This window comes from Brevundimonas vesicularis (assembly GCF_900445985.1).
Taxonomy (GTDB): domain Bacteria; phylum Pseudomonadota; class Alphaproteobacteria; order Caulobacterales; family Caulobacteraceae; genus Brevundimonas; species Brevundimonas vesicularis_D.
Genome location: NZ_UAQP01000005.1, coordinates 715,614 through 738,170 on the forward strand (window position 1 = coordinate 715,614; position 22,557 = coordinate 738,170).

Consider the following 22,557-nt stretch of genomic DNA (forward strand, 5'->3'; position numbering starts at 1 on the left):
CCACGGCTTAGCTGCCACCCGTGTGTGCGGGCAGTTTAGGCGCGCTGGGCCTCGCCGGCGCGCCTATCCTCCGATCAGGGCCAGCCAGTCGTCCTCGGTCAGCACCTGGACGCCGTGCTTTTCGGCGTCCTTCAGCTTGGAGCCGGCGCCCGGACCGGCGACGAGGTAGTCGGTCTTTTTCGACACCGAACCCGAGACCTTGGCGCCCAGGCTTTCGGCGCGGGCCTTGGCCTCGTCGCGGGTGAAGCGTTCCAAGGCGCCGGTGAAGACCAGGGTCAAGCCGGCTATGGGGGATGATGTGGTCTCTGCCCTTGAGATAAAAGCCGAGGGCTGAGAGGGCGCAGCGGCTTTAGGGCGGGGGCGGTAGGGCGACGAACACGGCCAGTAGTGGTCGGCATTCAGGCGGCCAGCAGTGATTGATGTCAAATGGGCCAAGCTGACGAGGCATTGTGCACCGGTCGCTTGGATCGCTGCCAGCGCGACCGACGCGCAAGCGAAAGCATCCTGCGCAGCGTCGTGGTGCTGGAAGTTGATCCCAGGGTGATTGCAGACATCGTTTAGTTTGGCCGAACCGAGCGTCGGCCAACTCTCCTGAGCAATCTTGACCGTACAGAGATAGTCGAACTCTGGATAAGAAAGACCGTACACATCACACGTGCTGCGGATGACGCTCATGTCGAATGCCGCGTTGTGCGCCAAGACGGTTCGCCCTTGCAGTCGGGGCATAAGCTTTTCGAGCACGCCAGGAAACTCGTCGGCATCTTTCACATGATCCGGACCAATGCCGTGAAAGGCAATATTCCAGCTAGAAAATCGCATACCGGGCGGGCGGATGTAGTGGTGTTCGATCTCGTCGATACGCCCGTCATTGATCCAAGCTAATCCTATAGAGCACGGGCTAGCCCGTGTTTCATTGGCGGTTTCGAAGTCGATGGCGACTGCACGCATGGATGTATCCCTATGGTTGCGTGATCAACGCCTGCCAAGCTTGTTCGGTCAACACTTCAACACCGAGAGATTCCGCTTTTTTAAGTTTGGACCCAGCTGACGCTCCAACGACGAGGAAGTCGGTCTTGGTTGATATTGAACCCGAGACTTTCATTCCTAGTCGCAAAGCCTGCGCCTTTGCTTCATCCCGCGTCGTGGATTCGAGTGTCCCGGTAAAGACGACGGTTTTCCCAGAAAGGACGCTTTCCTTGACGAGCTCAGGGGACGCGATCTGGATGAGATTTTCTATGTCTTGGATCAGAGCTTGGTTTTTGGGCTCCGAGAAAAACCCCGCAAGGGACTCAATTCCTACTTGGCCGAGACCGTTGATCGCTCTGATGTAGTTGAAGGCGTCGCGAGGAGTTCGCTCTTCCAGCTTGTCCAGCATGAGGACTAGTTCCGTTCCCAACTCCAGCATCAGGCGAGATGTCACCGGCTTGGGAAGTCCAAGTATGTTCGCGACATCGAGATTGAGGGTATTCGCCTCAGTCAAGCTATGTCGAACCGATGACCACTTGTCCAAAAGTCGATCCAAAAGTGTATCGCCCAACCCATCTACATCGAGCATTTTCCCTCGGATAGCGTTGTGGCGGCCTGCTGCTATTGCGCTGGCTTGAAGCGCATCAAGCGTGCCGAAATGGTTGGCAAGTAGCCGCGCTGTCTCTTCGCCTACGTGGCGAATGCCAAGGGCGAATATCAGTCTGCTGAGCGGGACATTGGTTTGACGCGCAGCGATGTTGTCAAAAAGCGCTTCTACCGAACCAAAAGCACGTTCGGCGTCGTCTATGGATTTTGCGGCCGGCCCTGATTTTTCTTGCCGCTTCAGCGCAAGCGTCTTTCGACGTTCGAGAATAGCGGCGCGAACTGAGTCGGGATGATCCTTGAGCCTGAATATGTCGGCGGGGTTGTGGACGAGGCCCTGATCATAGAACAACTCGACATAGCTTTCACCAAAGCCTTCGATATCCAGGGCCTTCCGCGAGACAAAATGTTTGAGCCGTTCCATGACTTGGGCAGGACAGACGAGGCCGCCCGTGCACCGTCTAACGGCCTCGCCAGTCTCACGGATGGCAGCGGACCCACATTTTGGGCATGTCTCAGGGAAAACATAGGGGACGGCGTCGGCGGGACGTAGCTCCGGGACCACGCCCAGGATCTGGGGGATGACGTCGCCGGCGCGTTGCAGGCGGACGGTGTCGCCGATGCGGACATCCAGACGTTCGATCTCGTCTTCATTGTGCAGGGTGGCGTTGCGCACCACCACACCGCCGACGGTGACGGGATGCAGCCGGGCGACGGGGGTCAGGGAGCCGGTGCGGCCGACCTGGATGTCGATGCCCTCCAGCACTGTGGTGGCCTGCTGGGCCGGGAATTTGTGGGCGATGGCCCAGCGGGGGCTGCGGGCGACGAAACCCAGCCGGCGTTGCCAGTCGATGCGGTCGACCTTGTAGACCACGCCGTCGATGTCATAGCCCAGGGTGGCGCGGTCGCGTTCCAGCTCACGATAGACGGCGATCAGGCCCTCGGCGCCCTCGACCCGGCGCGAGCGGGCGTTCACGGGGAACCCCCAGGCCTTGAGCTTTTGCAGGGCTTGCCACTGTGTCTCGGCGAAGTCGCTGGAGTGTTCGCCCCAGGCGTAGGCGAAGAAGTTCAGCGGGCGTTTGGCGGTGATCCGCGCGTCCTTCTGGCGCAGGGAGCCGGCGGCGAAGTTGCGGGGGTTGGCGTAGGTCCGGCGGCCTTCCGCTTCGGCGGCGGCGTTGAAGGCGGCGAAGGCGTCGTTGGGCGCATAGACCTCGCCCCGGATCTCGATCCGGTCGGGCCAGTCGTCGCCGGCCAGGGTCTGCTGTACATCCGCGATGGTGTTCAGATTGGCGGTGACGTCCTCGCCCGCGCGGCCGTCGCCGCGCGTGGCGCCGATCGTCAGCTTGCCGTCGACATAGAGAAGATTGGCGGAGAGGCCGTCGATCTTGGGCTCGGCGACAAAGGCGATGGGTTCGTCGGCGGGCAGTTTCAGGAAGCGCGTGATCCGAGCCACGAAATCGCGCACCTCGCCCTCGTCGAAGGCGTTGTCCAGCGACAGCATGGGCACGCCGTGGCGCACCTCGGCGAACTGGGTTGAGGCGGCGGCGCCGACTTTGTTCGACGGCGAGTCAGAACGGACCAAATCGGGGAAGGCGGTTTCGATCGCCAAGTTGCGCGCACGCAGGGCGTCGTATTCCGCGTCGGAAATCTCGGGCGTCGCCTCGTTGTACAGCGCGTCGTGACGGGCCATTTCGGCGGCCAGCCAGGCCAGGGCCTCGGCAGCCGTCTCGGCGGTGAGGTCTTCGACGGGGACTTCAAGAGGAATCGCATTGGCCATGGCCGCCGTCATATCATCTGACGCGTCGCCCGTGCATCGCGCAAAGCCGATGATGACAGAACCGTAGGCTGACGCGCCGTCCGCTCTTCGCTAGGTTCGCGCGTCATTATCGGAGCCTGTATGACTCGTTCGACCCTCTGCCTTTTCGTCGCCGGCGCCGCCCTGATCGTCAGCGGTTGCGCCGCCGTTCCCGCGACAGCTCCGCGTGCGCCGAGCGCCGTCGCGACCGGTCCGAGCCAACTGCTGGAGGACGTTCGCATCCTGTCGGCCGACGACATGCAGGGCCGCGACACGGGCTCTGAAGGCGGCGAACGGGCGCGCGCCTACATCGTCTCGCGGCTGGAGGCCATGGGCGTTCAGGCGCCGCCGTTCGGGCGTTTGCAGCGGTTTGAGACGCCGGGCCGCACGCGCGAGGGCGTGAAGACCTTCAGCGGCGTCAACATCGTCGGCCTGATCCCCGGAACGCGCGTCGCCGACCGCTATATCGTGGTGACGGCCCACTACGACCATGTCGGCGTCAATGACGGCCAGATCTTCCACGGGGCCGACGACAACGCCTCGGGCGTGGCGACGATGCTGGAACTGGCGGCGCGACTGAAGGCTCAACCGCCGGAACACAGCGTGCTGATCGTTGCGCTGGACGGCGAGGAGCGGGGGCTGCTGGGCGCTCGCGAGTTCGTCAAGGCGCCTCCGGTGCCCCTGTCGTCACTGAGCCTGAACCTGAACTTCGACATGACGGCGAGGGCGGAAACGGATGGCCATCTGTGGGTCACCGGGACCTATCAGCATCCCAATCTGCGCCCCGTGCTGGAGGCCGTGGTGCCGAACGGCGCCGTGTCCTTCGCCTTCGGCAAGGACACCCCTCAGGACACGGGCGAGAACAACTGGGTCGACGCCTCCGATCATGGCGCCTTCCACGAGGCGGGGGTGCCCTTCCTGTACATGGGCGTCGATTATCATCCCGACTATCATCGACCGAGCGATACCTTCGATCGGATCACGCCGTCGGTCTTCACCAGCGCGACCGAGATCGCCATCGCCGGGTTCCGCGCGCTGGACCGGGCGCTCGATCGATGAGGTCCTCATGGGTTGTCGTCGCGGTCATGGCCCTGCTGAGCCTGGCCGCTTGCGAGCGGCGCGACGCTGCGACACCGACGTCGACGCCGGAAGCGACGTTCCAGCATCGTCTGAGCGGCGATATTTCGGGCGACTATCGCCCGACAGGTGACGCATCCATTCAGCCCGTGGCATCGCTGTTCATCGGACAGGTTGAGGCCTTCGCCGCCTGGGAAGGCGGATCCCGCGCTTCGCCGCCTCTGATCCTGTCGCTGACCGGGCCGCAAGGCGAGGTCACGGTCTTGCCGGACGCCTATGTCGTCACCGATGATCGGATTCAAATGCGCGGCTCCGCGCCCGGCATGGGCCCGGTGGAGTTGTCGGCGCGGATTGATCAGGGCGCATTGGCGACGGCGCGGCGCAATCTCGGCGATCAGACGCCTGTTGTCACCGGGACGGTTTCGGTGAACGGCCGTCGCACGTCGTTTACGCTGAGCTGGTGGGGCGGCGACTGATCTAAACAAGCTGCGTTGACGGCGCGACAAGATTGCCAATGACGCAATCCCAGGTCATGGTGACGCTTGGGGGCGCTGGATGTCGATATCGGAGTTGGCCGGGTGCGATGTAACGTCGACATGCGGTGTCGGTGCGCATCGACGCCGTGTTCGTCTCGACCCGACCCGCGCCATGGATATCGCATTCGCGCTGACATGGCTGCTTCTGACCTGGCCGCTCTTCGTTTTGATCGCCCTCTGCGTCACGGCGCAGGACGGAGGGGCCGCGATCTTTCGCCAGCAGCGGATCGGGCGCGACGGCCGACTATTCGACTGTCTGAAGTTCCGTTCGATGACGTTGGGCGCGGAGCAAGCCTTGCCGTCAGCCTCTGATCCGGAATGGCAGGCGATGCGAAAGCTGACACGCGACTCGCGCGTGACGCCGCTGGGCCGGCTGTTGCGACGGTCCAGCCTTGATGAACTGCCGCAGCTAATCAATGTGTTGAGGGGCGAGATGGCGCTGGTCGGCCCTCGACCGATCGTGATCGACGAGGCTGCGCGATACGGGCGTCGACTGGCCGACTACTGCGCGGTTCGCCCAGGCCTGACGGGGCTGTGGCAGGTCTCGGGGCGCAACGCCGTGCCCTATCCGCGCCGTGTGGCGATGGACGTCTGGTTCGTCAGAAACCGCACCGTCGGCGTCTATCTGGCCATCCTGGCGCGCACGGTTCCGGCGGTGCTGAGCCGCCGGGGCGTGTCCTAGGGAAGACGCTGCTCAACGCCGTCGTCCGTGCCGATGATGGCGAGGTCGGCGAGGTCCAGGAACAGGCCGTGCTCCACAACGCCGGTGATCAGTTTCAGATCGTCCGCCAGACGGACCGGATCGTGGATCGCCTTGCAACCAGCGTCATAGATCAGATTGCCGCCGTCGGTGCGAACCAGGCCGCGATCGGCCTGACGCACGCGCGCCGGCTGGTTGATGTCGTGATCGATCAGGACATCAGCGATGCGGTTGGCCGTTGTCTTGTGACCGAAGGCGACGACCTCGATCGGCAGGGGGAAGGTTCCCAGCACAGGCACCACCTTGGCGGCGTCGGCGATGACGATGCAGCGGGCCGAGGCCTCCCACACCAACTTCTCGCGCAGCAGGGCCGCGCCGCCGCCCTTGATCAGCGCCAGACCCGGCCCGATTTCGTCGGCGCCGTCCACGGTCAGGTCGATGCGCGGCGTGTCCTCCAGCGTCGACAACGTCAGCCCAAGTTCGCGCGCCAGGTCTGCGGTCTTCTCCGATGTCGGCACGCATCGCAGGCCGGACAGGTTGCGCGCCGCCAGCGCCTTGACGAACCAGGCGGCCGTCGAGCCGGTGCCCAACCCGACGATCATGCCCGCCTCGACGTGGGCGGCGGCGGCCTCGCCGGCGTTCTTCTTCTGGAGGTCGCTCATTTGGATTTCGCAGCCTTCTTGGCCTTGGCTTCGACACGGAAGGCCGCGGCCGCTTCGGGTTTGACGGTCTGGCGGGCGCGGCCGAAGGCCATGGCGTCGGCGGGCACGTCCTCGGTGATGACCGAGCCGGAGGCGATCAGGGCGCCGTCGCCGATGACCACCGGGGCCACCAGGCTGGAGTTAGATCCGACGAAGGCGCCGGCGCCGACCTGGGTCTGCGCCTTGTTGAAGCCATCGTAGTTGCAGAAGATCGTCCCTGCGCCGACATTGGCGCCGGCGCCGACCGACCCGTCGCCCAGATAGGCCAGGTGATTGGCCTTCGCGCCTTCCGCCATCCTCACGTTCTTGACCTCGACGAAGTTGCCGATCTTGACCCCGGTCGCTAGGTCCGCGCCGGGACGCAGGCGCGCGTAAGGACCGACTTCGGCGCCGGCCGCGACCCGCGCGCCCTCGATATGGCTGAAGCTGCGAATGCGCGCGCCGGCATCGATCACCGCGCCGGGACCGAAGACCACGAAGGGTTCGACGACGGTCCCGCCGCCGATCTGGGTGTCCCAAGAGAAATGAATGGTGTCGGGCGCCGTCATCGTCACGCCGGCCGCCAGGAAGGTGTCGCGTTGCACGCTCTGGAACAAGGCTTCGGCCTGAGCCAGCTCGGCCTGGGAGTTGACGCCCATCACCGCGTCCTCAGCGGCGAAGACGGCGCGGGTCGGGTGGCCGCCCTGGCGCGCCAGAGCGACGACATCCGTTAGATAGTATTCGCCCTTGGCGTTCTCATTCTTCACCTCGGCCAGCAGCGAGAAGAGCAAGGCCGCCGGCGCGGCCATGACGCCCGAGTTGCAGGCGGTGATGGCGAGGGTTTCGACCGACGCCTCCTTGGCCTCGGTGATGGCGGTCAAGGTCTCGCCTTCGACGATCAGACGGCCATAGGCGCCCGGATCGCGAGCCTCGAAGCCGATGACGGTGACGCCGTCGGCATTGAAAACGGGCTCGATGTCGGCGGCCTTCAGCAGTGGCACGTCGCCATAGGTGACGACCACCTCGCCGTCGAAGCCAGCCAGCGCCTGTTCGGCGGCGCGCACCGCGTGGCCGGTGCCGAGCGGCGGGTCCTGGACCGCAATGGCGGCCTCGCCCAGCCGTTTGACGACATGGGCCCGGACCTCCGGCGAGTGATTGCCGACCACGACGACGATGCGTTCGCAACCCAGCCCTTCCGCCGCATCGATGGCGTGGTCCAGCATGGCGCGATGGGCGACGGGGTGCAGCACCTTGGGCAGCGGCGATTTCATCCGCGTGCCCTGGCCGGCGGCGAGAATGATGGCGGCGCGGGCGCGCGTCTGGCTGGTCATGAATCGTCTCGCAGTCTAGTCGTCCTGCGATCTAGCCCATCATGCGGGCCAGCGGGAGATGTGGATGAGCGATCGCGACCTGGAAGGCTGGACCATCGCCTTCGACCTGGATGGGACGCTGGTCGATTCCGCCCCGGACCTGATCGGCACGCTGAACCGGATGCTGGTCGAGGAGGGGTTGCCGCCCGTGCCGATGGAGTCCGCCTCGACGCTGATCGGATCGGGCGCGCGGGCGCTGCTGGTGCACGGCTTCGAAGCCGCCGGCGCGCCGGTCGAGCGGGCCAAGTCCGACGAACTGTTCGAGCGGTTCCTGGTCGATTACGCCGCCCACATCGCCGACGGTTCGCAGCCCTTCGAGGGCGTGGTCGAGACGCTGGAGCGCCTCAGCGAGCGGGGCGCAATCCTGGTCGTGGCCACCAACAAGCGTTCGGACCTGTCGGAGCTGTTGTTGGGCAAGCTGGACCTGACCCGACATTTCGCCGCCATCGTCGGGCCGGATCGGGTCAGCGCGCGCAAGCCCTCAGGCGCCCATCTGAAGGAGGCCGTCGCCATCGCGGGCGGCGATCCCGAACGGGCCATCATGGTGGGAGACGCCGCTCCGGACGCGGATGCCGCCAGAGACGCCGGCATGCCCTGCATTCTAACGACCTTCGGCTTTACCCCGACGCCCGTCGAAGACCTGGGCGGGGACGTGCTGATCGATGCTTTCGAGGACGTGGAAGAGGCGATCGACGGCATCCTTTCCGACTTCTACGTGAGACGGGCGCTGAAATTCTGAAGCCAGCCGACAGGAAATCTGTCGGCTGAATGATCGCTGCTGCGGTTGCGGATCGGCATGGCGATGGACAGATTGGCGCACCCCTGTTGAAAGTGCCGTCATGCTCGCTCGCTTTTTCAAGATCCCGCTGTGGCAGCGGACCGCCGCCGGCTTCATCCTCGGCATCATCGCCGGGCTGATCTTGCGCGAGCGGGCCGAGACCTGGCTTCAGCCGATCGGCGACGTCTATCTGAACCTGATCCGCATGGTGGTGGCGCCGCTGGTGCTGTTCACCATCGCCAGTTCCATCGCCAAGCTGGGGGAAGGGGCGGGGGCCGTGCGGTTGGGGGTGCGGACCATCCTCTGGTTCGCCATCACGTCGCTGCTTGCTGTGCTGGTCGGTTTCGCCTTCGGTCACATCATCAATCCGGGCGTCGGCCTGTCCAACCTGCCGCTGGGCGAGGTGAAAGAGCGCGTAATCCCGACGCCGCTGGAAGTCTTGATCGGCGTCGTGCCGACCAATCCGTTCGCGGCCCTGGCCGAAGGCAAGGTGCTTCAGATCATCTTCTTCTCGGCCCTGGTCGGCATGGCCCTGGTGGCGCTGGGCGACCGGGCGCAGGGCGTTCGGCGTCTGGTGGATGAGGGTGCGGCCATCATCTTCCGCATCACCCGCTGGGTGATCCAGTTGACGCCCATCGGCGTGTTCGGTCTGATCGGATCGGTCGTCGGCGGCTACGGCTGGGAGGCGCTGCTGCCTCTGGTGAAGTTCATCCTGGCCATCTACGCCGCCTGCCTGTTCCACATCCTGATCGTCTATTCGGGCCTGCTGAAGGTGCATGGCCTGAAAGTGACCAGCTTCTTCCGCGGCGCCTTCGCGGCCCAGCAGACCGCATTTGCGACCTCATCCTCGCTGGGGACGTTGCCGATCACCCTGCGCCAGACGGTTGAGCGGCTGGGCGTGCCCCAGGCCTATGCCGCCTTCGCCGTGCCCCTGGGGGCCAATGTTAAGATGGACGGGTGCGGGGCCATCTATCCGGCCATCGCCTCGATCTTCATCGCCCAGTATTTCAAGATTGATCTGACGCTGACCCAGTACGTCCTGATCGGTCTGACGGCGGTGCTCGGGTCGCTGGGGACGGCCGGCGTGCCGGGCACCAGCATCGTCATGCTGACCCTGACCCTGTCGACCGCCGGCCTGCCGCTGGAAGGCATCGGCTATATCGTCGCCATCGACCGGATCATCGACATGATGCGCACCGCGACCAATGTGACCGGCCAGATGCTGGTGCCGGTGCTGGTCGCCAAGGAAGAGGGCATGCTGAACGAGGACATCTACAACGGTCACGTCGCCTGGCTGCCGGGCGACCCGGAAGCCGATACGCCCGAAGGCGTCCGCGCCGCCGGAATCTGAAACAGGCGCTTGCGCGGGGCCGGCGACCGGGCTATGTCGCCGCCTCCGCAAGGCAAGGACGCGTAGCTCAGCGGGAGAGCACCTCGTTCACACCGAGGGGGTCACAGGTTCAATCCCTGTCGCGTCCACCATCTCCACTCCGATTTGACCCTGGCCTTGCGTCGCCCAGTTCTTGGGCCACTCGCCCGTGACAGAACGGTAGGCGAGGGCCAATGCGCCGATCAGGCCGGCGGACACCCCCGCGGTCGGCTCCGCGATGTAGGTCTTCATATCCAGATCCCGCAGGCTCGCGTCATAGCCGCCGAGCTGTCTCACCAGCGCCTGTCTGACCAGATCGTACATGTGCGGCTGCATCACGCCGCCGCCGATGATGATTCGCTCCGGCCGCAGCGTGTAGGTCAGGTTGGTGCACAGGCCGGCGATATATTCCGCCGCCGTCGGCCAGGCCGGATGATCGTGAGAAAAAGTCTCGGCCGCCGCGCCCCAGCGCGCTTGCAGCGCCGGCCCGCTCGCCAGGCCTTCCAGGCAGTCGCCGTGGAAGGGACAGGTGCCCGAGAACCTCTCGTCGCCCTTGGCGCGGGGCAGTCGGATATGACCGGCTTCGGGATGGTTCGCCCCGCCATGCGGCGCGCCGTCGATCATCACCCCGACCCCCACGCCCGTGCCGACCGTGACGTAGCAGAAGCTCTCCAGTCCTTGCCCGCTGCCGAACAGGCGTTCGCCCACGGCCGCGCCGTTCACGTCGGTGTCCAGCGTCATTGGAATATCGAGGCGGCGACGCAGACGAGCCAACAGGTTGACGTCGCTCCACCCGGGCTTGGGCGTGCTGGTGATGGCGCCGAAATCCGGCGCGTCCGGTTTCAAGGACAATGGGCCGAAACTGACGATCGCCAGCGCAGAAAGCCGGCCGTGCCTCGACTGAGCGTCGACAAAGAAGGCCGCGACCGCATCGAGCATCTGGTCGGGCGACATCGTGGGTATACGAATCTGGTCGACAATCACGCCGTCGGCGTCGGCGACGCCGCAGATGAACTTGGTGCCGCCGGCTTCGACACCGCCGAGGAGCATGGGTTGGGTCGACATGGGCGCCTGTCTTTCGGGTGCGACGAAGGTTCGCGGGACTGAACATCGAATGGGGCCAAGCGTTCAAAGCCCATGACCCTTCTAGCCCGCCTGTTCATCGCCTTCGACGCCGCCGCCAAGATTCTGACGCGCAAGGAGAGACTGCTGTGAGCCGCTTTTGCATGGTGCTGGATTTGGCGATTGCGCCCGGCCCAATGCATCGTCACCTTCACCGCAAGATCAAGATTTGAGACGAGGACGCCGATGGCTCGCAAACCCAACTATAGCTTTGAGCGTCAGGAACGCGAGCGCGCCGCAGCGCTGAAGGCGGCCGAGAAGGCGGCGGCGAAGGCCGAACGCAAGGCTGAAGCTGCGGCGGAAAAGTCGCCTTCTTCGGAAGACTGACATTTCGCCGCAAAATCCTCCGGGCTTTTCGTTGTTTGAATAGGCGCGAAGTCCTATTCTTGCGCGATGACACGCTGGACCCCCGAAAGCTGGAGAACAAAGACCGCCCTGCATATGCCGGCGGACTATCCGGATCCCGCCGCCCTCGCTCGGGTGGAAGACGAGTTGCGCGCCTTACCGCCGCTGGTCTTCGCCGGCGAAGCGCGGCGCCTGACGTCGAAGCTGGCGCAGGTTGAGCGGGGCGACGCCTTCCTGCTGCAGGGCGGCGACTGCGCTGAGAGCTTCAAGGAGTTCTCGACCGACAATATCCGCGACACCTTCCGCCTGATCCTTCAGATGGCGGTCGTCCTGACCTTCGCCGGACGCAAGCCGGTGGTGAAGGTGGGGCGGATCGCGGGCCAGTTCGCCAAGCCTCGCTCGTCGCCACTCGAAGAGATCGACGGCGTCGAACTGCCCAGCTATCGCGGCGACATCATCAACGGCATGGGCTTCACGCCAGAGGAGCGCGCGCCCGATCCGCAGCGTCTGATCCGCGCCTATAACCAGTCGGCCTCGACCCTGAACCTGCTGCGGGCCTTCGCCGGCGGCGGCTATGCCGACCTGTACAACATCCATCGCTGGACCCTGGGCTTCGCCGGAGACAATGCCGCCGGCGCTCAATACCGCGAGCTGGCCGATAAGATCACCGAGGCGCTGGCCTTCATGGAGGCGGTCGGCGTCACGCCCGAGACCCACCCCGATCTGAGCCGGGTTGAGGTCTTCACCAGCCACGAGGCCCTGCTGCTGAACGTCGAAAGCGCCCTGACGCGTCTGGACGGCGGTTCCGGCGAATGGTTCGACACCTCGGCCCACATGCTGTGGATCGGCGAGCGCACGCGTCAGCTGGACGGCGCCCACGTCGAGTTCATGAAGGGGATCAAGAACCCCATCGGCGTGAAGTGCGGACCGACCATGACGGCAGACGATCTGCTGCCGCTGATCGACGCCCTGAACCCGGACAATGTCTCGGGTCGTCTGACGCTGATCGGACGCTTCGGTCACGACAAGGTCGGCGAGCGCCTGCCCAAGCTGATGCGCGAAGTGAAGGCCTCGGGCCGCAAGGTGATCTGGTCCATCGACCCGATGCACGGCAACACCTTGAAGGCCGGCAATGGCTACAAGACCCGGCCGTTCGACCGGATTATGGGCGAGGTGAGAACCTTCATCGACGTGGCCGAGGCGGAAGGGGTCCACCCCGGCGGCGTCCACCTGGAAATGACCGGCCAGAACGTCACCGAGTGCATCGGCGGCGCCCAGGCGGTGACCGAGGATGACCTGTCCAACCGTTATCACACCCACTGCGACCCGCGCCTGAACGCCGACCAAGCGCTGGAGTTGGCCTTCCTGGTGGCGGAGCGGCTGAAGGCCGGTCGGGTGGCGCAGTCGGCGGCGGCCTAGCCGTCGTCAGCGCCCCAAATGCGGGCCGTTCCGGTCATGGTGAAGCCACCGAGGCAGCGCCAGATCGATCCGAGACCGAGGGAGTGATCGATGCAAATAACGGCTCCAACTGAGGAAAAGCCCGGCCGGGTCGCCTATCAGGGCGCGCCCGGATCGTTCAGCCATGAGGCCTGTCTGGCCCTGCGTCCGTGGGACGAGGCGGTGGCGTTTGAAACCTTCGCCCAGGCCCTGGATGCGCTGCGCGCCGGCGACTGCGGTTGCGCCCTGATCCCGGTCGAGAACTCGACCATAGGCGTGGTCGAGCCGGCGGCGACACTGGTAGGCGGGCTTGGCGTGGAGCCCGTCGCTCAGGTCTGGCGGCCGATCCGTCATGCGCTGATGGCGATTGACGGCGCGCGTCTGTCCGACATCCGGACAGTCGAGAGCCACCCTATCGCCCTGGCCCAGTGCAAGGACACGCTGGCCAGTTTGAATGTCGAGGTTATCGAGCATTTCGATACCGCAGGCGCGGCACGCGACGTCGCCGAAGCGGGCGATCCAACACGGGCGGCCATCGCCCCGGTGGGCGCCGCCGAGGTGTACGGCCTGTCGATCCTACGCAACGACTTGCAGGATTCCGGCGATAATCAGACGCGTTTTGTCCTGTTGAGCTTCCCTGAGGGTTGACGGCGCACGGTCTTTGCGTCCTTAAGACACCCACGGATCGCAATACGATCCGCATAGACCGGAACCGGACCATGTCCCGCCTGCGCGCTCTTTCTGTTTCTTTCGACCGTTCGCGCGCGGTTTCCGGCCTCTATTTCGGCTACGGCTTTTACGGCTTTCGATACGCCGGCTGAGGCGTCGGGCGCACTCCGTCCCTGACCGTCTCACCGGCGACCGCTCTGGACCAGAGCGGCTGTTCGCCCCTGCACATATCGAAATTCAGAATGCCGAAAGCCCTTTCCCATGCCCCATTCCAATCTTCAGCAAGTCTGGCCTGACATGGCCGACCTGACCCCCGAACAGCAGGCGCTGGCCGCCCTGCGCGCCGAAATCGACGGCATCGACGACCAGATCCTGGCGCTGTTCGAACAACGCCTCGCCATCGCCGCCACCGTCGGGCGCGCCAAGGACGCGCCCACGGGACCGCACACCAAGCTGCGTCCGGACCGCGAGCAGACGGTCCTCTCGCGTATGCTGAAGCAGGCCAAGCCCGAGAACGCCGAGGCGGTCGAACATCTGTGGCGCGAGATCGTCGGCTGGGGCCTGGCGCGCCAGGGCCGGCTTCAGGTTCAGGTCTGGGCCCCGATCGAACCGACACGCGCCTATGACGGCGCGCGCCTGCGCTTCGGCGCCGCCGCCGACATCAAGATGGTCCGCGATCCGCAGAAGGCGCTGGCCTTCGCCGCCGAGGGCCACGGCATCGCCGTGCTGGCGATCAATACCGAGGACGCCTGGTGGATGGGCTTGCGTCGTGAATGGTCGATGCTGAGCGTGTTCGACGGTTACGGCGGCGAGACGCCGACGTCTCTGGCGGTCGGCAAGATTGATCCGCCGGCTCTGCCCAAGGGCCGACGCGTGGTGGTCACGGCGGGTGGGGACGCCGGCGACGGCGGCGGCGCCCGGCGCTGGGGCCTGAACACCCATCACGGCTGGACCATCGCCCTGACTGACGCCGATCTGGCGCCAGGCGACGCCGAGGGCTGCGTCGGCGCGATCGGCTGATCTGACACGGCCGCATCCGGCGAACGGATGCGGCCATGGTCGTTTCAGACCGCCATATTGTCGATCAGGCGCGTCTTGCCCAGCCAGGCGGCGGCCAGGATGCGGGCGGGGGCGTCGACGATGTCGTTGCGGAAGGGCGTCAGGTCCTCTGCGTGACGGATGGCGACGTAATCGACCCGATCAAACCCGGCTTTTAGAAGGGCGGCATAGGCTTCACGCTCGACGCCGGGCAGGGGGCGGCCGCTTGAGGCGTGGACGCCGGCCTCGGCCAGAATGCCGTTCAGCCGGCGCGCGGTCTCAAGCTCAGTCCCTGATAGGTAGGCGTTGCGTGACGACAGGGCCAGGCCCCAGCCGTCCCGCTCCGTCGGCGCGCCGACGATCTCGACCGGCAGGTCCAGGTCGCGCACGAACCGACGAACGACCATCAGCTGTTGGTAGTCCTTCTCGCCGAAGACCGCGACATCGGGCTGGACCTGGTTGAACAGCTTGGTGACGACCAGGGCGACCCCGCCGAACATCTGCGGCCGAAAATCGCCCTCAAGACCCAGCGCCGGGCCGGCGACGGCGACGGTTGTCGCAAAGCCTTCCGGATACATCTCGTCGGCTGAGGGCGCGAACATCAGATGGCAGCCGGCGCCGGACAGCAAGCGGGCGTCTTCCTCCTGCTGGCGGGGATATTTGCCCAGATCCTCATGCGCCGCGAACTGGGTCGGATTGACGAAGTTGGAGGCGACGACGCGGTCGGCGCGGCGTGCGGCCTCGCGCACCAGGGTCAGGTGGCCTTCATGCAGGGCGCCCATGGTCGGAACCATGCCGACGCTCAGGCCTTGACGTTTCCAGTCCCGGACGATCGCCCGCAGGTCGGCGACGGTGCGGACGACGGCCAAAGGAGTAAACGGGGGGGCGGCGTCTATCATGATGAAGCGATTAACCTTTCCGCTTAAGCCTGTTGATGCACCAGACCTCAAAGTCTGGGCTCTAGGGTCGTGCTTATGACGCCCGCAGAAGCGACCCGTCCAGTTCTGATCGCCCTGGCCTTCGCCAGCAGCCTCGCCGTAGCCGGCTGTGGCGCGGTGGACAGCGATCCCCATCGATTCAGCACGATGGCCGAGAACGTCGCGGCGATCGACATTCCGCTCTCGGCCGGTCATCGCGAAACGCGGCATGCCGTGGCTGAAAAGGCCGGACTGCGGCCTGTGCGCTTCACGCCGGTCAAGGTGGCGGTCATGGATCCCCACGCGATGTGGGACGCCCGAGACGTTCAGGCGGGCCTTCGCCCGGTCGGTGAGGATACCGGGCTGCGCGACGCGGTTGTACGGGCTGCTTCGCCCGCGGTTGTCAAAGCCGTGGCGGATGAGGCGGTCTCGCGGGTTCAGGCCCCCGTCTTGCGTCCCGCCCGCCTTCCGACGACGGAAACCGGGCGAACGATCCAACTGGGCGCCTATTCCAGTCCGGCCGGCGCGCGTCAGGCTTGGGATCGGGTCAAGGCCACGTCAGACCTGTCCGGATTGTCGCCGATCTATCAGGAGGTCGAGGTGGGCGGCCGTCGGCTGACGCGGCTGAAGGTCGGGCCGGTCTCGAACGAAACCGCTGCTGCGGTATGCCGTTCCGCCGCTGTCGCCGACGCCTGGTGCGCGCGCAACAGCTGACCGACCCCGGTTCGCCGTCCACAGGTCTGCGTTAAGGTTCCGTTGACGTTTGGCCCATTGAGGCCGAGTCTCGCCGGACCTAGGACCGCGCAGTCTGAGTCGCGCGGTCGGCACAGAGGATTCCCTCGAATGACGCAGCCGCATGTGATCGTACTCGGCAACGAAAAAGGCGGGGCGGGCAAGTCCACCCTGGCAATCCACATCGTGACCGGCTTGCTGCACGCCGGGCGCTCGGTGGCGATCATCGATTTGGACCTGCGCCAGCGCTCTATGCAGCGCTTCTTCCACAACCGCCTGGCCTGGCTGGCGGCGAACGGACACGATCTGCCTCAGCCGTTCATTCCCGACATGGGCGACGGCAAGGCCCTGGCCAAGGCTGATGTCGCCGACCAAATCGCCACCTTCGAGCGCGCTTTCGATGAGGCGGCGGCGCGGGGCGTCGATTGCATCCTGATCGACACGCCCGGCGGCGACACGGCCGTTTCGAACGCCGCCCACGCCCGCGCCGACCAGATCGTGACGCCGATGAACGACAGCTTCGTCGATTTCGACCTGCTGGGCGATGTCGATCCGGTCACCCTGGAACTGCTGAAGCCCTCGATCTATTCCGAGAGCGTCTGGGAGGCGCGCAAGCAGCGCGCCATCGCCCAGGGCCGTCACGCGACGATCGACTGGTTGGTGGTCACCAATCGCCTCGCCGTCGCGGAGGCGCGCAACCGCAAACGTCTGGAAGAACGGATGACCAAGCTGGCCAAGCGCGTCGGCTTCCGCGTCGGTCCCGGCCTGCGTGACCGGGTCATCTATCGCGAGCTGTTCCCGTTCGGCCTGACGGTGGCGGACCTGTCGAATGACATCCGGCCGGTCGCAGTGTCCCTGGCCCATGTCGCCGCGCGCCAAGAGATGCGCAATCTGATGATGGCGATGGGCCTGGAGCAGGTTCTCAGCCCTTTGGACGTGGCGGCCTGATCGCCTGATGGGGTTGATCTGGCTGGCCCTGGCGGCGATCGCCGTCTGGGCGCTGGTGCGGCTGGGCCGGCAGACCGAGCGACGCGGACGGGCCCATTGGCGTGTGACGGCGACCTTGCTGGGCGCGGTGCTGCTGGGCGGCGGCGCGCTGGCGGCGTTTCGTGGATCGTGGCTGACGGCGGCGGCGCTGGCCGGGGCAGGACTCTATCTGGCCTGGTCGTCCCGACTCCGACCGATCATCCGATCCGAACCCATTAGCGAGGCGGACGCCCGCGCCGTGCTGGGCGTTGGGCCAGCCTCGACTGAGGCTGAAATCCGCGCGGCCTGGAAACGCGCCATGGCCCGCGCCCATCCCGATCAGGGCGGCACGGAGGGGCTGGCGACGCGCGTCAACGCCGCGCGCGATCGACTGCTGCGAAAATCCGGGCGCCGCTGATCGTCAGCCCGGCTTGACGTCCAGCAGTTCGACCGAGAAGCGCAGGGTCGAGTTGGGCGGCAGTTCGTCGCCGCCGACCCAACGCGAGCCGTAGCCCAGCGAGGCGGGAATGACGAACTCATAGATTTCCCCGACGCGCATCAGGGCCACGCCCTCGGTCCAGCCCTTGATGACGCGGTTCAGCGGGAACTCGGCCGGTTCATTGCGGGCGTAAGAGCTGTCGAACTCGCGCCCGTCAATGAAGGTGCCGCGATAGTGGACCTTGACCGTGTCGGTCGCCTTTGGCTGAGCGCCTTCGGGGTGGGCCCTGCCGACGCGGCGATATTGCAGGCCGCTGTCGGTGGTGATCCAGCCGCGCCGGGCGCCGTTCCAGGCGAGGTAGGCGGTATTGCCGGCGTCCCAGGCCTGTTGCGGCGTCAGGGCGCCCTGTCCATTGACCTGATCGGCGGCGCGCGCGGCGGCCGAAGCCGTCTCGGCATAGGTCACCGGCTCGCGATGGGTGGCGCAGGCGGAAAGGGCGAGGGCGGCGAGCAGGGGCAGGGCGATCCGTGTCATAAGGCGACGCTAGATCAGCCCATCGTCGCTCGCAACGAGATTGCTCGGCTCCGTCGAAAAGGTTCCCTGGGGCCTTTATTTCGTCGCGAATGCGCGTATATGTGCGCGCTCCGCAACACTCCATATGAGTCTGCGCGCAAGCGCCGAGGCCCGGTCCGTCGCCCTCCGACCGAGCGAAGGCGCGGCTCCTTCCCAGGGAGCCGGTACATTTCAGGCGTCCTGGCCCGGCAGCGGGCCGAGGGTGGATGCCGAAACCCTGGCTGCGGACGCGGAGACGCGCGCCGTGGCTGCTGCATTTCACGCACGCCTTCCCCGGGGCGTGCGCCATGGGAAACACTGAATGACTGACGTCGCCCACGATCTCGCCATCAACGGTCAGATCGCTTCCGCCACCTCGTTCACCGGCAAGAAGCGCATCCGCAAATCCTTCGGGCGTATCCCCGAAGCGATCGCGATGCCGAACCTGATCGAGGTTCAGCGCGCTTCCTACGAACAGTTCCTGCAGCGTGAGGTCCGTCCGGGCGTCCGCAAGGAGCAGGGCATCGAGGCGGTCTTCAAGTCGGTGTTCCCGATCAAGGACTTCAACGAGCGCGCCATCCTGGAATACGTCTCGTACGAGTTCGAAGAGCCGAAGTACGACGTCGAGGAGTGCATTCAGCGCGACATGACCTATGCCGCGCCGCTGAAGGTCAAGCTGCGCCTGATCGTGTTCGAAACCGACGAGGAAACGGGAGCCCGTTCGGTCAAGGATATCAAGGAGCAGGACGTCTACATGGGCGACATCCCGCTCATGACGGACAAGGGCACCTTCATCGTCAACGGCACCGAGCGCGTGATCGTCTCGCAGATGCACCGTTCGCCGGGCGTCTTCTTCGACCACGACAAGGGCAAGACGCACTCGTCGGGCAAGCTGCTGTTCGCCGCCCGCGTGATCCCGTACCGCGGCTCGTGGCTCGACTTCGAGTTCGACGCCAAGGACGTGGTCTATGTCCGCATCGACCGCCGCCGCAAGCTGCCCGCCACGACCTTCCTGATGGGTCTGGGCATGGACGGCGAAGAAATCCTGAAGACCTTCTACGAGACCGTGCCTTACGAGAAGCGCGGCGAAGGCTGGGTCACGCCCTACAAGGCCGAGCGCTGGCGCGGGGTTAAGCCGGAGTTCGACCTGATCGACGCCGACACCGGCGAAGTGGTCGCCCAGGCCGGTCAGAAGATCAGCGCCCGCGCCGCCAAGAAGCTGGGCGAGACGACGACCTCGCTGTCGCTGGCCGCCGACGCCCTGGTCACCAAGTATCTGGCCAATGACGCCGTCAACTTCGAGACCGGCGAAATCTTCGCCGAGGCCGGCGACGAACTGGACGCCCCGACCATCGAAGTGCTGGAGCAGAACGGCTTCACCACCATCGAAGTGCTGGACATCGACCACGTCACGGTCGGCGCCTACATGCGCAACACCCTGCGCGTGGACAAGAACGACAACCGCGAGGACGCCCTGTTCGACGTCTATCGCGTGATGCGTCCGGGCGAGCCGCCCACCCCGGAAGCCGCCGAGGCCATGTTCAACTCGCTGTTCTTCGACAGCGAACGCTACGACCTGTCGGCCGTCGGCCGGGTCAAGATGAACATGCGTCTGGAAAGCCCCGAGGTCTCCGACGAGATCCGCGTCCTGCGCAAGGAAGACGTGCTGAAGGTGCTGCAGATCTTGGTCGGCCTGAAGGACGGCCGCGGCGAGATCGACGACATCGACAACCTGGGCAACCGCCGGGTCCGTTCGGTCGGCGAGCTGCTGGAAAACCAGTACCGCGTCGGTCTGCTGCGCATGGAGCGCGCCATCAAGGAGCGCATGTCCTCGGTCGATATCGACACGGTCATGCCGCACGACCTGATCAACGCCAAGCCGGCCGCCGCCGCGGTTCGCGAGTTCTTCGGTTCGTCGCAGCTGTCGCAGTTCATGGACCAGACGAACCCGCTGTCGGAAATCACCCACAAGCGTCGTCTGTCGGCGCTTGGCCCGGGCGGTCTGACGCGTGAGCGCGCGGGCTTCGAAGTCCGCGACGTGCACCCGACCCACTACGGCCGCATCTGCCCGATCGAAACGCCGGAAGGCCCGAACATCGGCCTGATCAACTCGCTGGCCACCCACGCGCGCGTCAACAAGTACGGCTTCATCGAGAGCCCGTACCGCCGCGTGAAGGACGGCCAGGCCCAGGGCGAGGTGGTCTACATCTCGGCCATGGAAGAGTCGAAATACACGATCGCTCAGGCCAACATCGAACTGAAGAACGGTCAGATCGTCGAGGACCTGGTCCCCGGCCGGATCAACGGTGAATCCCAGCTCCTGAACAAGGACGCCGTGGACATGATGGACGTGTCGCCGAAACAGGTCGTTTCGGTCGCCGCCGCCCTGATCCCGTTCCTGGAAAACGACGACGCCAACCGCGCGCTGATGGGCGCCAACATGCAACGTCAGGCCGTGCCTCTGGTGCAGTCGGACGCGCCGCTGGTCGGCACCGGCATGGAAGCGGTCGTGGCCGTGGACTCCGGCGCCGTCGTGGTCGCCCGTCGTGACGGCGTCGTCGAACAGATCGACGGCACCCGGATCGTCGTTCGCGCCACCGGCGACGTGGACGCCGCCCGCTCGGGCGTCGACATCTACCGCCTGTCGAAGTTCCAGCGTTCGAACCAGTCGACCTGCATCAACCAGCGTCCGATCGTGCGCGTTGGCGATCAGGTGAAGGGCGGCGACGTCATCGCCGACGGTCCGTCGACGGACCTGGGCGAACTGGCTCTGGGCCGCAACGCCCTGGTCGCCTTCATGCCCTGGAACGGCTACAACTTCGAAGACTCCATCCTGATCTCCGAGCGCATCGTGCGCGACGACGTCTTCACCTCGATCCACCTGGAAGAGTTCGAAGTCGCCGCCCGCGATACGAAGCTTGGCCCTGAGGAAATCACGCGCGACATCCCCAACGTCGGCGAGGAAGCCCTGCGCAACCTCGACGAAGCGGGCATCGTGGCCATCGGCGCCGAGGTCCAGCCGGGCGACATCCTGGTCGGCAAGGTCACGCCGAAGGGTGAGTCGCCCATGACGCCGGAAGAGAAGCTGCTGCGCGCCATCTTCGGCGAGAAGGCTTCGGACGTGCGCGACACCTCCCTGCGCCTGCCGCCCGGCGTCGCCGGCACGATCGTCGACGTTCGCGTCTTCAACCGTCACGGCGTCGACAAGGACGAGCGCGCCATGGCGATCGAACGCGCCGAGATCGAACGTCTGGGCAAGGACCGCGACGACGAGCTCAAGATTCTCGAGCGCAACGTCTATGGCCGCCTGAAGCCGCTGATCGTGGGCAAGAACGCCGTGTCGGGGCCCAAGGGCATCGGCCGTGGCGAACTGACCGAAGAGAAGCTGGCCGAGGTCAGCCGTGGTCTGTGGTGGCAGATCGCCCTGGACGACGAAAAGGCCATGGGCGAGCTGGAAGCGATGAAGCGCCAGTTCGAGGACGCTCGCAAGCAACTGGACCGTCGTTTCGAAGACAAGGTCGAGAAGCTGCAGCGCGGCGACGAACTGCCCCCCGGCGTGATGAAGATGGTCAAGGTCTTCGTGGCCGTGAAGCGCAAGCTTCAGCCCGGCGACAAGATGGCCGGCCGTCACGGCAACAAGGGCGTCATCTCCAAGATCCTGCCGATCGAGGACATGCCGCACCTGGAAGACGGCACGCACGTCGACGTCGTTCTGAACCCGCTGGGCGTGCCTTCGCGCATGAACATCGGCCAGATCTTCGAAACCCACCTGGGTTGGGCCGCCGCCGGTCTGGGCAAGCAGATCTCCGGTCTGCTGGAAGCCTGGCAGGCGGGTGGTCAGAAGCAGGCGCTGATCGATCGTCTGACGCATATCTACGGCGAGGAGACCCCTCTGCCGCAGGATGAGGAAGAACTGATCGAACTGGCGAAGAACCTGTCCAAGGGCGTGCCCTTCGCGACCCCGGTCTTCGACGGCGCGCACATCGGCGACATCGAGCGTCTGCTGGAAGAAGCGGGGCTGAACAAGTCGGCCCAGTCGATCCTGTACGACGGTCAAACCGGCGAGCAGTTCAAGCGTCCGGTCACGGTCGGCTACATCTACATGCTGAAGCTGCACCACCTGGTCGACGACAAGATCCACGCCCGCTCCATCGGCCCGTACTCGCTGGTCACCCAGCAGCCGTTGGGCGGCAAGGCGCAGTTCGGCGGTCAGCGCTTCGGGGAAATGGAGGTCTGGGCTCTGGAAGCTTACGGCGCCGCCTACACCCTGCAGGAGATGCTGACGGTGAAGTCCGACGACGTGGCCGGCCGGACCAAGGTCTACGAGGCCATCGTCCGTGGCGACGACAGCTTCGAGGCCGGCATTCCCGAGAGCTTCAACGTGCTCATCAAGGAAATGCGTTCGCTGGGTCTGAACGTGGAGCTGGGGAACAGCTGATCCGGATCACGAGCCCTCTCTCGCCACG

The 22,557-nt window shown here is 65.5% G+C and carries 19 protein-coding genes, 1 tRNA gene and 2 pseudogenes; 14 read left to right on the forward strand and 8 right to left on the reverse strand.

Translation table 11 applies throughout. The features are described 5' to 3' along the window. Positions 1-63: 63 nt before the first annotated feature. The 3 genes and pseudogenes from DT343_RS17980 to ligA all read right to left on the reverse strand — a co-directional run. A pseudogene (locus tag DT343_RS17980) lies at positions 64-300 on the reverse strand (BRCT domain-containing protein); the annotation flags it as partial. A 192-nt stretch (positions 301-492) separates the two neighbouring features. Further along, positions 493-948: pseudogene (locus DT343_RS17985) on the reverse strand (3'-5' exonuclease); the annotation flags it as partial. A gap of 10 nt (positions 949-958) precedes the next feature. Continuing rightward, the gene (gene ligA / locus DT343_RS03650) at positions 959-3,346 is read right to left on the reverse strand and encodes an NAD-dependent DNA ligase LigA (protein WP_220116453.1); all 2,388 of its coding nucleotides are present in this window, start codon (positions 3,344-3,346) and stop codon (positions 959-961) included. Between the two features lie 120 nt (positions 3,347-3,466). On the opposite strand from ligA, the gene DT343_RS03655 reads away from it, so the two are divergent. The 3 genes from DT343_RS03655 (at position 3,467) to DT343_RS03665 (ending at position 5,659) form a co-directional block, all read left to right on the forward strand. Next, a complete protein-coding gene (locus tag DT343_RS03655) occupies positions 3,467-4,423 on the forward strand; it encodes a M28 family peptidase (protein ID WP_112861777.1) in 957 nt (318 codons plus the stop codon). After that, positions 4,420-4,917, forward strand: a complete 498-nt coding sequence (locus tag DT343_RS03660; protein ID WP_112861778.1) for a hypothetical protein — start codon at positions 4,420-4,422, stop codon at positions 4,915-4,917. The genes DT343_RS03655 and DT343_RS03660 overlap by 4 nt, the downstream gene beginning before the upstream one ends. Before the next feature lie 172 nt (positions 4,918-5,089). Next, positions 5,090-5,659 (forward strand): sugar transferase, encoded by a 570-nt coding sequence (locus DT343_RS03665; RefSeq protein WP_112861779.1) that lies wholly within the window; start codon positions 5,090-5,092, stop codon positions 5,657-5,659. Here DT343_RS03665 and rpiA read toward each other — a convergent pair. Together rpiA and glmU are read right to left on the reverse strand one after the other, a co-directional pair. Continuing rightward, positions 5,656-6,339, reverse strand: a complete 684-nt coding sequence (gene rpiA / locus DT343_RS03670; RefSeq protein WP_112861780.1) for a ribose-5-phosphate isomerase RpiA — start codon at positions 6,337-6,339, stop codon at positions 5,656-5,658. The two genes, DT343_RS03665 and rpiA, sit on opposite strands and share 4 nt — an antisense overlap. Next, positions 6,336-7,688 (reverse strand): bifunctional UDP-N-acetylglucosamine diphosphorylase/glucosamine-1-phosphate N-acetyltransferase GlmU, encoded by a 1,353-nt coding sequence (glmU, locus tag DT343_RS03675; protein WP_112861781.1) that lies wholly within the window; start codon positions 7,686-7,688, stop codon positions 6,336-6,338. Before glmU ends, rpiA begins: the two co-directional genes overlap by 4 nt. 64 nt (positions 7,689-7,752) lie before the next feature. Here glmU and DT343_RS03680 point away from each other — a divergent pair, with 64 nt between their 5' ends. The 3 genes from DT343_RS03680 (at position 7,753) to DT343_RS03690 (ending at position 9,987) form a co-directional block, all read left to right on the forward strand. Continuing rightward, complete coding sequence (locus DT343_RS03680; protein WP_112862563.1) at positions 7,753-8,466, forward strand: HAD-IA family hydrolase; 714 nt, start codon at positions 7,753-7,755, stop codon at positions 8,464-8,466. 100 nt (positions 8,467-8,566) lie between these two features. Next, the gene (locus DT343_RS03685) at positions 8,567-9,856 is read left to right on the forward strand and encodes a dicarboxylate/amino acid:cation symporter (RefSeq protein ID WP_112861782.1); all 1,290 of its coding nucleotides are present in this window, start codon (positions 8,567-8,569) and stop codon (positions 9,854-9,856) included. A 56-nt stretch (positions 9,857-9,912) separates the two neighbouring features. Continuing rightward, positions 9,913-9,987: transfer RNA gene (locus DT343_RS03690), tRNA-Val, on the forward strand. Here the strand turns inward: DT343_RS03690 and DT343_RS03695 are convergent. Continuing rightward, positions 9,944-10,939: an ROK family protein gene (locus DT343_RS03695; protein ID WP_112862564.1), complete on the reverse strand. Its 996-nt coding sequence runs from the start codon at positions 10,937-10,939 to the stop codon at positions 9,944-9,946. The genes DT343_RS03690 and DT343_RS03695 overlap by 44 nt on opposite strands. A gap of 243 nt (positions 10,940-11,182) precedes the next feature. On the opposite strand from DT343_RS03695, the gene DT343_RS17425 reads away from it, so the two are divergent. The 4 genes from DT343_RS17425 to DT343_RS03710 all read left to right on the forward strand — a co-directional run bounded on the left by DT343_RS17425 (position 11,183) and on the right by DT343_RS03710 (position 14,467). Then, positions 11,183-11,323, forward strand: a complete 141-nt coding sequence (locus DT343_RS17425; RefSeq protein ID WP_165116349.1) for a hypothetical protein — start codon at positions 11,183-11,185, stop codon at positions 11,321-11,323. Positions 11,324-11,389: 66 nt separating this feature from the next. Beyond that, the gene (locus DT343_RS03700) at positions 11,390-12,760 is read left to right on the forward strand and encodes a class II 3-deoxy-7-phosphoheptulonate synthase (RefSeq protein ID WP_055808632.1); all 1,371 of its coding nucleotides are present in this window, start codon (positions 11,390-11,392) and stop codon (positions 12,758-12,760) included. A gap of 90 nt (positions 12,761-12,850) precedes the next feature. Further along, positions 12,851-13,426 (forward strand): prephenate dehydratase domain-containing protein, encoded by a 576-nt coding sequence (locus DT343_RS03705; RefSeq protein ID WP_112861783.1) that lies wholly within the window; start codon positions 12,851-12,853, stop codon positions 13,424-13,426. A 318-nt stretch (positions 13,427-13,744) separates the two neighbouring features. Then, positions 13,745-14,467 (forward strand): chorismate mutase, encoded by a 723-nt coding sequence (locus DT343_RS03710; protein WP_231868790.1) that lies wholly within the window; start codon positions 13,745-13,747, stop codon positions 14,465-14,467. Between the two features lie 44 nt (positions 14,468-14,511). On the opposite strand, the gene panC is transcribed toward DT343_RS03710, so the two are convergent. After that, entirely contained in the window at positions 14,512-15,384 is an 873-nt protein-coding gene (gene panC, locus DT343_RS03715; protein WP_112861784.1) for a pantoate--beta-alanine ligase, read from the reverse strand. Between the two features lie 75 nt (positions 15,385-15,459). Between panC and DT343_RS03720 the strand changes: the two genes are divergently transcribed. The 3 genes from DT343_RS03720 to DT343_RS03730 all read left to right on the forward strand — a co-directional run bounded on the left by DT343_RS03720 (position 15,460) and on the right by DT343_RS03730 (position 17,518). Continuing rightward, a complete protein-coding gene (locus DT343_RS03720; protein ID WP_112861785.1) occupies positions 15,460-16,116 on the forward strand; it encodes an SPOR domain-containing protein in 657 nt (218 codons plus the stop codon). A gap of 129 nt (positions 16,117-16,245) precedes the next feature. Beyond that, positions 16,246-17,082 (forward strand): division plane positioning ATPase MipZ, encoded by an 837-nt coding sequence (locus tag DT343_RS03725; protein WP_112861786.1) that lies wholly within the window; start codon positions 16,246-16,248, stop codon positions 17,080-17,082. 7 nt (positions 17,083-17,089) lie between these two features. Beyond that, entirely contained in the window at positions 17,090-17,518 is a 429-nt protein-coding gene (locus tag DT343_RS03730) for a molecular chaperone DnaJ (RefSeq protein WP_112861787.1), read from the forward strand. A 3-nt stretch (positions 17,519-17,521) separates the two neighbouring features. On the opposite strand, the gene DT343_RS03735 is transcribed toward DT343_RS03730, so the two are convergent. After that, complete coding sequence (locus tag DT343_RS03735; protein ID WP_112861788.1) at positions 17,522-18,073, reverse strand: FKBP-type peptidyl-prolyl cis-trans isomerase; 552 nt, start codon at positions 18,071-18,073, stop codon at positions 17,522-17,524. A 340-nt stretch (positions 18,074-18,413) separates the two neighbouring features. Here DT343_RS03735 and rpoB point away from each other — a divergent pair, with 340 nt between their 5' ends. Then, positions 18,414-22,529: a DNA-directed RNA polymerase subunit beta gene (rpoB, locus tag DT343_RS03740; protein ID WP_112861789.1), complete on the forward strand. Its 4,116-nt coding sequence runs from the start codon at positions 18,414-18,416 to the stop codon at positions 22,527-22,529. The last annotated feature ends 28 nt before the right edge of the window (positions 22,530-22,557 follow it).

Coding starts and splice junctions, on each gene's coding strand:
- DT343_RS03680 (WP_112862563.1), top strand. CDS start 7,753: ATGAGCGATCGCGACCTGGAAGGCTGGACCATCGCCTTCGACCTGGAT.
- DT343_RS03710 (WP_231868790.1), top strand. CDS start 13,745: ATGGCCGACCTGACCCCCGAACAGCAGGCGCTGGCCGCCCTGCGCGCC.
- rpiA (WP_112861780.1), bottom strand. CDS start 6,339: ATGAGCGACCTCCAGAAGAAGAACGCCGGCGAGGCCGCCGCCGCCCAC.
- DT343_RS03700 (WP_055808632.1), top strand. CDS start 11,390: ATGACACGCTGGACCCCCGAAAGCTGGAGAACAAAGACCGCCCTGCAT.
- panC (WP_112861784.1), bottom strand. CDS start 15,384: ATGATAGACGCCGCCCCCCCGTTTACTCCTTTGGCCGTCGTCCGCACC.
- DT343_RS03655 (WP_112861777.1), top strand. CDS start 3,467: ATGACTCGTTCGACCCTCTGCCTTTTCGTCGCCGGCGCCGCCCTGATC.
- DT343_RS03730 (WP_112861787.1), top strand. CDS start 17,090: ATGGGGTTGATCTGGCTGGCCCTGGCGGCGATCGCCGTCTGGGCGCTG.
- DT343_RS03685 (WP_112861782.1), top strand. CDS start 8,567: ATGCTCGCTCGCTTTTTCAAGATCCCGCTGTGGCAGCGGACCGCCGCC.
- rpoB (WP_112861789.1), top strand. CDS start 18,414: ATGACTGACGTCGCCCACGATCTCGCCATCAACGGTCAGATCGCTTCC.
- DT343_RS17425 (WP_165116349.1), top strand. CDS start 11,183: ATGGCTCGCAAACCCAACTATAGCTTTGAGCGTCAGGAACGCGAGCGC.
- ligA (WP_220116453.1), bottom strand. CDS start 3,346: ATGGCCAATGCGATTCCTCTTGAAGTCCCCGTCGAAGACCTCACCGCC.
- DT343_RS03735 (WP_112861788.1), bottom strand. CDS start 18,073: ATGACACGGATCGCCCTGCCCCTGCTCGCCGCCCTCGCCCTTTCCGCC.
- DT343_RS03720 (WP_112861785.1), top strand. CDS start 15,460: ATGACGCCCGCAGAAGCGACCCGTCCAGTTCTGATCGCCCTGGCCTTC.
- DT343_RS03725 (WP_112861786.1), top strand. CDS start 16,246: ATGACGCAGCCGCATGTGATCGTACTCGGCAACGAAAAAGGCGGGGCG.
- glmU (WP_112861781.1), bottom strand. CDS start 7,688: ATGACCAGCCAGACGCGCGCCCGCGCCGCCATCATTCTCGCCGCCGGC.
- DT343_RS03705 (WP_112861783.1), top strand. CDS start 12,851: ATGCAAATAACGGCTCCAACTGAGGAAAAGCCCGGCCGGGTCGCCTAT.
- DT343_RS03695 (WP_112862564.1), bottom strand. CDS start 10,939: ATGTCGACCCAACCCATGCTCCTCGGCGGTGTCGAAGCCGGCGGCACC.
- DT343_RS03665 (WP_112861779.1), top strand. CDS start 5,090: ATGGATATCGCATTCGCGCTGACATGGCTGCTTCTGACCTGGCCGCTC.
- DT343_RS03660 (WP_112861778.1), top strand. CDS start 4,420: ATGAGGTCCTCATGGGTTGTCGTCGCGGTCATGGCCCTGCTGAGCCTG.